Source organism: Candidatus Zixiibacteriota bacterium (genome assembly GCA_034439475.1).
Classification (GTDB): Bacteria; Zixibacteria; MSB-5A5; order GN15; family FEB-12; genus JAWXAN01.
This window is the reverse complement of the sequence record JAWXAN010000077.1, coordinates 18414-29068: the sequence shown is the minus strand read 5'-3', so window position 1 is coordinate 29068 and position 10655 is coordinate 18414. Positions and strand designations below refer to the sequence as shown.

Sequence of the window (10655 nt, the reverse complement as noted above, 5' to 3'; positions counted from 1 at the left end):
CCGGGCATTGTTGGCAAGCTGTGAGAAGTCTAAAGAATTATAGTATGGTGTCGGATTAGCCGGATCAAAGAGATTTTTGTAATCATCGGGATTGACATGAATCGAATCCCCTCCAACTATAGCTATAGTAAACTCGGCTACATCGCCGGGTGACATATCAAACGAACCAAAGGAGTAAAGTACCGTCGGATGCTGACCGTCTGCATAATTTGTCGCATTCTCCGGGGGAGGAAGAAAGCCATCTACCGAATGATTAACTGCGGTGAACATTTGGTCGTAATCAAATTCACGGTGTGACATAAGATAATAATAATTAGCATCTCCATAAGGAAGACCAAGATGTGGACCAAGTTTTCGAAACCGCTCATCGGGCTGGGGAATCGTGCGCGGTCCCCAAAAAAGCGGAAAGCCGCCGGGAGTCTCTCTTTCTCCATTAAATTCCCACCAGTTGAAGTTGCGCCGCTTTACACTTTCGGGACTTCTGAGCAACTTTATTCCAACCGCACCACGTGGAGATTTCTCAGTGAATTGGCCAGCAACGGGATTGCCATCTTGCTCAATTATGTAAGCAAGATCGACCGTGTCACGAAATTCACATCCATCCGATGAACTCCAATCCCTTAGAAATCCTGCAAGACCACCGCCAATTGTATCGAAAAGTTCGTAATTATATTCTGGATATCCTTCAAACTCTATCCCTATGAAAACATTGCTCAGCTTTTTGGCGCAGATATTTTGAAATGAGTAATTTATCAGAATGAAGTCGTCCACGTGCGGTCCCGTCCAAGACATTGACCTTTGAATTACTCCGATTCCCAATGGTTTATGGGGGAGAGGATCGTTGCCCTGGAGTATAGGTCCCGTGTTCTGTAAACCTGTGTCCACATATTCACAAACCAGATCAAGCTCAGATTTTGCCTCGGAGGAGAACAATGTGTTTTGCGGATCTATAGTGGAATATTTGAATAGTCCCTTGGATGCCGGGCTGGGATGAAATTCATATCCACCGAATCTCACACACTGAGTATCTTGGTCGATGATTGCCCCCACAGTCAGACGACCGCTCAAGTATCTGATACCGCTAGACCGCGGATACCCGAGCCCATTGAGTAAACGCCCGGTGAGCGGGTCGACGATGCTATCTCCGCCAGTCAAAAATTCTCCTGTGTGGTTCAGAACAATTTGGAGGTTCCCTTCCTTATGAACTCCTCGTCGATAGTTGAGATCATCTTGTGCTCTGGGATTGTTTGAGAGAGCAATTAGAACTGAAACAATGATAAGATAATAGAAGACGGCGTACATGTTTTCGCTTCCTATGTGGCATCCCTAACGCTACTCATGTAAGTGCGGGTGTCGTCAGGTACGACGACACCCGTTGAAGTCAGAATGATGGCATCAATTACTGCAGAAGTGGAGGCATGGTCCATCACATCGCCCTACGGCACAGCCACTCGAGAAGCATCGATTTTCGCAGAATCCGGATGTTAGACGATGTCCATAACATGTCTCTCCGCTTGGAGCTACATATGTGCAACAACCCATACAAATGTCAGCCGCGGCATTCTCCGCAAGGGCGAATCCAAAGGAAAGCCCGAAGCACATACATAGGAATAGTCCAGCAATAATTTTACGTGTCTTCATAAAACCTACTTTCTTTTCTAAGAAATTAGAAGATAATTGATCGAACGTACATTCGCCAATCAGAAATCGAATTTGTTTGCCATATCTTCAAAATCCTCCTTATGCAACTGGTTAATAATTACCTCTTCTATCCGGCCCGAGTCATTGACGACTATGTTAAACGGATAAGAGTAGATATTGAGAGCTTCGTTGAGTATACTGCCACTATCCCAGACAATGGGACAGTCGAGGCCGAATTCTTTTCGCAATCTTTCCAGAGTGCTTGGATCATCATAAGAAATTAGAATGACTGATTCCTTTGGTAAACCATCTTGCAATGCCTGTCCGAGTTCCGAAAGCTCTGCCACACAAGCATCGCAACCATATTCAAAGTATGTTATTAATTTTGATTGGTCGACGAGTGCCAGGAGTGTGGTTCTTGTCCCATCTATCAAAGTAACATCAAAATCTGATAGCGGAGCCCCGATTTCAATCGTCTTCATCCTCGCCAGAATTTGAACTTCATGGCTGCCCGCTTTTTCCCGAAGCTCAGCTGTTCTTCTCTGACTTCGGTAACGGTCTACTTCGTTACCAATAAAATAACCAGCGACTATAGTTACTACAGTAGCGACTAAGAAACCAGTAGTCCAAAGAACTATCTTAGGTACTCTCATTTTAGTTTTCCTTTGTGAGTGTGCTTCTGCCGCACGAATTCGACAGTATTGTGATTATGGAACCTGTCCGCCATGGCGGATAAATGCGAATTATCGCGGGGGGGGGCATCTTGAAGCCGAGCCGACTAATATAGCCGCCAAGCGGGCCTGTGTGGAGCCTTTTATGCACAAAATCTCTTAAAAAGTTCATGGTCAAACCTCTCCGAGGCGAGCTTTCAGCATTCCCTACGGTCATTGCTTCCTTCGGTTTTAGATGCCTTCAGCCGCAATCCTCTGGTGATGTACTATTGATACGCAGCCAAGTTATTAGATGTCAAGAGCTATTTTCCGAGAAGTGTTTTGTCTATGCGACCGCACAGCCTATAATATATATTTTGTTCATGCAGAGGACCGCGACAAAGAAAATCTCGCTTACCACACTCGGGTGTCGGCTTAATCAGTACGAGACTGAAAAGATGGCGGCTAAGATTTATCCATTCGGGTTTGTCCGCGCTAAAGAGGACAAAAAAGCCGACCTGTATCTTATAAACACGTGTACTGTGACTCACCGCGCCGATTCGAGTTCACGTCAGGCAATAAGCAAAGCCGCGCGCCAGAATCCCGAGGCGAAAATTGTGGTGGCGGGTTGTTATGTCGACAAAGACCCGGCAACGGTCGCAGGGTTTAACGGTGTCGATGTCATAATCCGCAACAGCGAGAAAACAAATATTGCCAATATTTTGACGGGCTCACTGCCCGATCTGTTTACCGCGGAGCCTGACAAGAACTGCTCGACCGCTGTCGCGGATTTCACTGGTCATAACCGGGCTTGGTTGAAAGTTTCCGATGGCTGTAACCAGTGGTGCTCGTTTTGTATTATTCCCCAAGTGCGCGGACGGCTCGCAAATCGAGGACCTGCTGATATTATCGATGAAGTTCGAGGGTTGGTCGCGCATGGTTTTCGGGAAATAGTTTTGACCGGAATAAATGTCGGCCATTATTCATACCGTACAGGTGAGCCTTCTATAAACAATCTCGCGGAACTTGTTCAGTTGATTCTCGATGAGACGGCTATTGAAAGACTGAGGATTTCTTCGATTGAGCCGCAGACAGTGCGCGAGGATTTGGTTCGGCTCTATGCCGCAGGCGACAATCGCCTTTGCCGCCATTGGCATCTGCCGCTTCAATCCGGGTCATCGCGGATGCTGAGACTGATGCGAAGACCGTATGACCAAGCGGCCTATATTAAACGCGCGACTGCAATCAAGGAATCACGTCCCAACACTATTATTGGCGCGGATGTCATTGTAGGATTTCCGGGTGAAACCGACAAGGATTTTGCGAAGACATGCAAAGTAGCAGAGTCTGGTTTGATCGATTACCTACATGTCTTCAGCTACTCCGACCGTTCCGGCACACACTCGTTTGACCTGCTCAACAAGATTTCGCCGGATATCATAAAAGAACGCAACGCAATCCTCACCCGCCTGTCATCGAGACTTCGCGCCCAGGCAAATCAGAGACAGATCGGCCAGACGCTTAGCGTTATCGCAGAGGACAAGACTCAAATCAGCGGCGGCCAGTTCGGAGTGGCTGACAATTATATCAGAGTTGCCATGCCCATCGGCCGTCACTGGGGGCGGGAGATCGTTTCTATGCGAATCAGATCGGCACATGACGATCATGTCGAAGGGGAACTGATCGGCTGATAGTGTTGACTAGGCCGGTTTGTCGTTTCGTTGCCCAATTTCGCTCGTCCTGATTCATCGCATTCAAATTCTGTCTACTTTTTCCATATCGACCGGAAATTGCTTCCGATCTTGGCTGAGGCGTTTCCATTTAGCCAATCCAGTTATAAATCTAATTGATTGTCAAACAATATGTTAAGACCGTGTGCGATCAGTTGGCACAGGCCTTGCAATACGAAGTTTCGGCAAAGTGCCATTTGGAAGAATTATATATGAATGATAAAGAAGTAGACAAAAAAGAGACCACCAACGCGACAGCGGGCCAAACATCGCCTGCCAAGAAAGGCGCGTTTATCAAGATCCTCATTCTTGGATTTGCCGGGCTTGGTCTTATAGCAGGCGCGACATTCGGCGCTCTCCATTTTTTGCAGAAGGATAGCACTCCGAGAGACCAGACTGTGCTTGCTGATTCTACTGCAACTAAGCAAAAAGTAACGACGCCTGTCTCTATAGCAGAATTGCAAATTATGTCCAAAGATTCGCTCGGTATTTCAAAAGAAGACCCAGCAGGACTTGGTGACACCGCCGCGCTTATGGCTGAAGTACGCAGGAACCTTGAGATGCTTGAGTTCCGCCCGGAGCAACCGACAGCGCTACAGCCTCAGACGCAGCTTTCAAAAGAAGATTCGCTTGGGGCAGTTGACTGGTTTTCAAAAGAGCAGACGCAGCTTGATGCCCGGGACAAGGATTTGTCTGCCCGGCAGAAAGAGATTGAAAAAGTCGAGCGTTCAGTTTCAGCAAGAATTACTCGTATTGAACAGGCCGAGTCGGCTCGTATAAATAACCTTGCAAAAATGTATGACGGAATGGACCCGACTGCAGTCGCGCGGCTTGCGGCAAATCTTTCAGATGCCACAGTGGTCGCGCTTTTGCCAAGGATGAAACAGAAAAATGCCTCACAGGTGCTTTCTCTGCTTCCACCACAGCGGGCGGCATCATTGTCCCAACAGATGATTACCATCGCTGAAGAATAAGAATATGGCACACATACAACCACAAACACCCTTAGCACTTCTCTTCGGCATCGCGCAAACAGCGCCTGTCGGAGTTGGTACTTCTTCGGAGATCAATACAACCGGTGCGGGCTTTGGTGATTTGTTTGGGTTGTTAATCGCGACAAAGGACATCCTACCAACAGAAAATGAGTTTTCCTATAACGTAAGAGTCTTAGAACACGTAACGACTGAGCCGGAGTCTGACGAATTTGCAAGTCTTGAAGCAACAGCCTCGCCTGAGTTGATTTCATCGACACTGTCAATCAATCCGTTTTCTCTGATTGGGCTTCAAAATGGTTTTCCACAACAGACACGTGCAAAGACAGAAACGGTTTTATCGCAGGCAGTGATTGAAGATGCATCTGACATTTCCGGAACAATGACTTCCGGTTCTGGTCGAGAACTCAGCAATGCCTTGCCAAACGCGCAGACGCTTTTGAATGACCTTAGCGCACACAGCCCATTTTCAATGCAGGTTGCCAATCTGGAAAAAGGGGATTACAAAATTACTGACACGCAAATTTCCGTCAATCGAGTGCGGATGAATGTGAATTCAGAGAGCGCAAATCATGACTTTACAATCTCGGCACCGCTCGAGGTTGCTGACCCAATGGGAAAAGCCGTTGACCATCAGAATTTGACTGCAAGCATTGCGAATGTACAGTCGGGTTCGCAATTGTTTGACAGCCCACATATTAATAGCCTACTCTCTTCCGTGAAGCTGCAAGCTATTGACATTCAACCTGTAGAAACCGAGATGAACGAGACAGGCTCACCGGAACTTTCATCGCATGTGGTAACATCGAAAATCACAAACGAAAACCCATTGCAGGTAGTCGTCAAGAAGTTGGAGAAGAGTTCTTCAATTATTGTGAACAATCCAAGTAAAGAGTTGGCCAATGAGACATTGTCAGGTGAGACAGAAACCGATCCCAACACAAGTTCAGAAAATATTCGCAATGAAAGCCCCCTGCTCAACAATTCATCTACAGGACTGGCCAGAGCTTTCGAGCAAGATTTGTTCACCCACGAACCAGTTATGAATGGCAGTACCTTAACCGATTCAAATAGATTGAATACGTTCCAGCTTTCATCTTCAGAACATATTTCAGGCAACACCGAACGAATTGACACCAAGGTTTTTCTCACCCAAGCGCGCGTTACGCTGCCGGAGAATGCCGCTGCGTCGCTCAAAACTCAAGGTCAATCGATACTATTACACATTGAACCTGAATATCTTGGTCCGGCGAAACTTCATTTATCCATCCGCAATGAGCAATTGACCGCTCGTGTGACTGTTGATTCGGTGCAGGCGAAGGCTGTTCTCGAAAATTCGCTTGATCAACTCAGCAGCCAGCTTCACAAGGCCGGGATTGCAGTGGATTATCTCGAAGTCAATCTCCGCAACGGCGATTCAGGCGGCCAGTTTTTCAATCGCCAACATGAACAGGCGAGCGCCCATTTTCAGACCATGAGCAGATTGCGCCGTAATTATCAAGAAACGGCCAATGTCATTCCGCACTCCTCCACGGGGCAAAGCCGAGATATCGCTTATGGCTATATCAATTCCACAGGAATTAATCTTGTCGCATAGAGACAGAGAGGAAACCGTATGAGTTTTATTTCACCCATTCCAACCGACGCCGCAGGCCGTCCGAAACAGACGGGCTCGCTGCAGCAGCTTGGCAAAGATGATTTTTTGCAGTTACTGGTAACCAAACTTCAGCACCAAGATCCGCTCAAGCCGATGGAAGATGAGAATTTCATTTCCCAATTGGCGCAGTTTTCCTCACTTGAACAGATGAATAATATCTCGACCGGAATTGAGACTTCGAATAAATGGGACTTTCTCCAGATGCAGTCGCTCAATAATGTCATGGCTTCGGGCCTGATCGGTAAAGAAATCAAAGCCGATTACAGTGGAGTTGTAGTTGATGGCGAAAGCCGGCCAAACATTTCGTTTACCCTGCCCACCGCAGCTTCCGAAATACAATTTACCATCCGAAACGGCGAAGGAAACGTTGTCTCGACATTCACCCGCAAAGACCTCGCGGCCGGAAGCGGAACAGTACAATGGGATGCTACTGATGATCGCGGCAATCGAGTACCTGAAGGCTTTTATACAATTGAAGCTACAGCCACAAGCGTTGGCGGCGGAACGATTACACCGAGTCTGTCGCTTGTTGGAATTGTCACTACGATTACGTACCGCGATGGAGCCGCCTATCTCAGAGTCAATGGCTCAGAAATCCCGCTTGGCGATATCAGAACCGTCGGTGAGCCGGGCTCAAATGTACCTGGGGAATAAGTAATCTGACAAGGATTGTAAGGGGAAAAAAAATATGTCAAATGGAATGAAAATAAGCGCCTACCAGCGGCCAGTGAATTTGCTCGAGATTTCCAATCGCGGCAAAGCGCCGACTCAGCAATCTCCGGTGTCGAATAAAGGAAGCTTCAAGGACGTTTTGTCCACCGAATTGAATGGCTCGCGCGGTGTAACATTTTCCAAACATGCCTCGCAGAGACTTCACTCACGCGGTATAGAGCTGTCCGATGAAAAGCTGCTCCAAATATCGCAGGGGATCGACAAAGCCGAAACCAAAGGCTCGCGTGAAACATTGATCCTCACCGACGATGCTGCTCTTGTGGTCTCTGTGAAAAGCAGGACTGTCATTACTGCCTTCGACCGGGAGAACCTCAAAGAAGGCGTTGTCACATCAATAGACTCAGCCGTTATTATTTAATGAAAACTAAAATGAAAACACATAACAACACAATAGAATCAGGGTTGGACTCCATTTCAAATGGAGAGGCCTTGCGACAGAATCAGAAGGAGGTTTGGTCGCTATGATGGCATCACTATTTGCAGGCGTGTCGGGATTGAAAAATCACCAGGTGCGCATGAACGTAATCGGTAACAACATCGCCAATGTCAACACCATCGGGTACAAGGCAGGGCGTGTAAATTTTCAGGAAGCCCTTGTACAGACGTTCCGCGGAGCGGGACGGCCTAACGCATCGACCGGCGGTACCAACCCGGTCCAGTTGGGACTTGGCATGCAGGTCGCCGCGCTCGACAATTTGTTTTTGCAGGGCGGTCTTGAGACCACAGGTCAGATAACGGATATGGCCATCCAGGGCTCAGGCTTTTTCATTCTGGGCGATAACAACGGCAATACCTTTTATTCACGCGCCGGGGCATTTGGCTTCGACGCCAATTCCAATCTTGTAGACCCGGCAACCGGACTTTTTGTTCAGGGCAAACTTGCCGATTCGAGCGGTGTCATCCCCTCGCTTGCCACAATCGGCAGAATCACTCTTCCGTTTGGCCAGCAGGATCCAGCTCGCGCCACCCAGATGGTGACCCTTGCTAAAAATGTCGATGCCGCCGCCACCGATGCCCGAACGACACTTGAAAATGCCGGGAACTCCAATGTGGTAACCGTCAGCGGAACCGCCCTTGATGGAGTGGGTGGCACGCACACAATTTCCATCACTGGCGCCCAGGCCCAGAACGCGAGATACACCGGTGCCAACACAGGTAATGATGGCTCAGGCAATCTTGTCGGTGTACTTGGCGCAAGCATGACCCTTGGCGTACTCGGCGTTACTGACTTCACCAACTTTGGGTTCTCGGTCGATGGCACACCCGTTGAAATCATAAACGGCCTTAATGCCAATTCGACGGTCAATGATGTTATCAATGCTATTAATCTGATCCCCAAACTTAAGGCTGAACTTGTCGGCGGTCAGTTGCAGATAACACGGCGGACGGCAGGCAATCCTGTCGATTATAACTTTACCTCAACGGCAGGAGCTGTGACCACAGTCCCCGGACCTGGGGCTAACAGCGGAAACGTTGTCGGAGTGTTGTTTGGTGTGAATGGCGCTACTTTTGCCTCAGCAGGAGGCGCAGCCAGTACATTTGTGGCAACTGATATTTTCACTCCCGATCGCGGCTTTGGCGCTTCGGCAGGTCCGATTACTTCACAGCTTGGATTGACTTTCAATACCTCGACCGGATTGGTAACCGGTCTTACGGGGCTCGGAAACGGCGGAGTCTCAATCGATGCCAACACCTCTGGACTTGCCACCACCGGCGGAAATCCGCTGGTTATCAAGACTGATCCGACCTTGCATGCTACTTCAATTAACGTCTACGATGCTCAGGGCGGTAAACACACAATGACTCTCGAATTCTTTAAATCCATTGTACCCAACCGTTGGGAGTGGACTGCCGCGATGCTCGGGAATGAGGATATCACCGGAGGTAAACTCGGATATGTTCAGTTCAATCCGGATGGTTCGCTCAATACGTTTGATTATGTTGGCGGTGCGTCAGGCGTGACCATTGATCCAAGAAACGGCTCCGATGTGATGTCTATCGCCATCGATGCCGGTACTATAGGACAGTTCGACGGTCTCACCGGCTTCGCCGGTCAGAAGACCGCCCAGCTTATCCAGCAGGACGGTTACGGACTTGGAATTCTCGAAAAAATAGATATCGACCAAGGCGGCAATATCGCCGGTATTTTTAGCAACGGCGTGACACGGGTACTTGCCCAAATTATGCTGGCTGATTTTACCAACCAAGGCGGCCTGCGCAAATCAGGACGTTCCATGTACCAGATATCGCCAAACTCAGGAGCCGCGGTTTCTGGTGTCGCTGGTCAGACAATTTCCGGTTCGATAACCTCAGGCGCGCTTGAATCGTCCTCGGTCGACATCGCCCAGGAATTTACCAGTATGATTACCGCCCAGCGCGGATTCCAGGCCAACGCAAGAATAATTACGACCTCAGATGCCATGCTCGATGAGCTGGTGAACCTGAAGAGATAATAGATGATTAAAGTTACTCGAATAAACGATGCGGAACTGGTCATCAATGCCGACCTGATTGAGTTTGTCGAAGCGATTCCTGACACGATGATATCGCTGACAACCGGCAAAAAGATCATGGTCAAGGAATCGATTGATCAGATAATCGAACGAGTGGCAGGCTTTAGACGGCTGTCGTCGGCTCGGGTGACCGCACCCGAGTCCGGCAGTCCGGTTCAGAGGAGTTAGGCAATGCCCTTAGAAGATGATAAAACAACCGTCGCTTCCAGCGAAAGCGCCAAAGCCGAACCTAAAAAAGGGGGATCAAAGAAGATCATGCTCTTTGGCGGTGTTGGTTTGCTCTGTGTGATTATCGGCGTAGGGGTGGCTTTCATGCTCTCTCGCGGTAAATCAGCCGAACAAACAGAGGCAGGAACCGAGGGAACAAAAGTTGAAGAGTCAACTGAACATGACAGTAGCGACAAAGATGACGCACACGCCGAGAAGAAAGCTTCCGAATCGACAGTATATACTATCAAAGATATTGTTGTGAACCCTGCCGGAACCGGTGGCTCACGATTCCTCTCTGTTTCGTTCGGTTTTGAACTTGAGACCGCGGAACTTGCCGCGACTTTGGAAGCACGTGAGCCGATAGTCAGGGACGCCTTGATTACAATTCTTTCGTCCAAGACCGTCGCACAGTTGACCGATTCACGCGAAAAAGAAATTACCCGACTTCAGGTCAAAACCCGATTGATGCAACTATTGAAAACCGAAGACCTCGCCGGGGTCTATTACACAGATTTTGTTTTGCAATAACC

At 48.5% G+C, this 10655-nt stretch carries 10 protein-coding genes; 8 read left to right on the top strand and 2 right to left on the bottom strand.

The features are described 5' to 3' along the window. Together SGI97_11085 and SGI97_11080 are read right to left on the bottom strand one after the other, a co-directional pair. Positions 1–1302, bottom strand: a 1302-nt coding sequence (locus tag SGI97_11085) for a hypothetical protein (protein ID MDZ4724426.1), incomplete at its 3' end; no start/stop codon positions are given. A 398-nt stretch (positions 1303–1700) separates the two neighbouring features. Then, a complete protein-coding gene (locus tag SGI97_11080) occupies positions 1701–2294 on the bottom strand; it encodes a redoxin domain-containing protein (protein ID MDZ4724425.1) in 594 nt (197 codons plus the stop codon). 188 nt (positions 2295–2482) lie between these two features. Between SGI97_11080 and mtaB the strand changes: the two genes are divergently transcribed. The 8 genes from mtaB (at position 2483) to SGI97_11040 (ending at position 10653) form a co-directional block, all read left to right on the top strand. Then, positions 2483–3982, top strand: a complete 1500-nt coding sequence (gene mtaB / locus SGI97_11075) for a tRNA (N(6)-L-threonylcarbamoyladenosine(37)-C(2))-methylthiotransferase MtaB (GenBank protein ID MDZ4724424.1) — start codon at positions 2483–2485, stop codon at positions 3980–3982. Positions 3983–4233: 251 nt separating this feature from the next. Then, positions 4234–4995 carry a hypothetical protein gene (locus tag SGI97_11070; GenBank protein MDZ4724423.1) on the top strand — a complete coding sequence of 254 codons (762 nt, stop codon included), beginning with the start codon at positions 4234–4236 and terminating at the stop codon, positions 4993–4995. Positions 4996–4999: 4 nt separating this feature from the next. Beyond that, complete coding sequence (locus tag SGI97_11065; GenBank protein MDZ4724422.1) at positions 5000–6610, top strand: flagellar hook-length control protein FliK; 1611 nt, start codon at positions 5000–5002, stop codon at positions 6608–6610. Positions 6611–6628: 18 nt separating this feature from the next. After that, positions 6629–7324 carry a flagellar hook capping FlgD N-terminal domain-containing protein gene (locus SGI97_11060; protein ID MDZ4724421.1) on the top strand — a complete coding sequence of 232 codons (696 nt, stop codon included), beginning with the start codon at positions 6629–6631 and terminating at the stop codon, positions 7322–7324. 34 nt (positions 7325–7358) lie between these two features. Next, entirely contained in the window at positions 7359–7760 is a 402-nt protein-coding gene (locus tag SGI97_11055) for a TIGR02530 family flagellar biosynthesis protein (GenBank protein ID MDZ4724420.1), read from the top strand. A gap of 103 nt (positions 7761–7863) precedes the next feature. After that, a complete protein-coding gene (locus SGI97_11050; protein MDZ4724419.1) occupies positions 7864–9855 on the top strand; it encodes a flagellar hook-basal body complex protein in 1992 nt (663 codons plus the stop codon). 3 nt (positions 9856–9858) lie between these two features. Continuing rightward, on the top strand, positions 9859–10083 hold the full coding sequence (locus SGI97_11045) for a flagellar FlbD family protein (protein MDZ4724418.1): 225 nt from the start codon (positions 9859–9861) through the stop codon (positions 10081–10083). 3 nt (positions 10084–10086) lie between these two features. Then, positions 10087–10653 (top strand): flagellar basal body-associated FliL family protein, encoded by a 567-nt coding sequence (locus tag SGI97_11040; GenBank protein MDZ4724417.1) that lies wholly within the window; start codon positions 10087–10089, stop codon positions 10651–10653. The last annotated feature ends 2 nt before the right edge of the window (positions 10654–10655 follow it).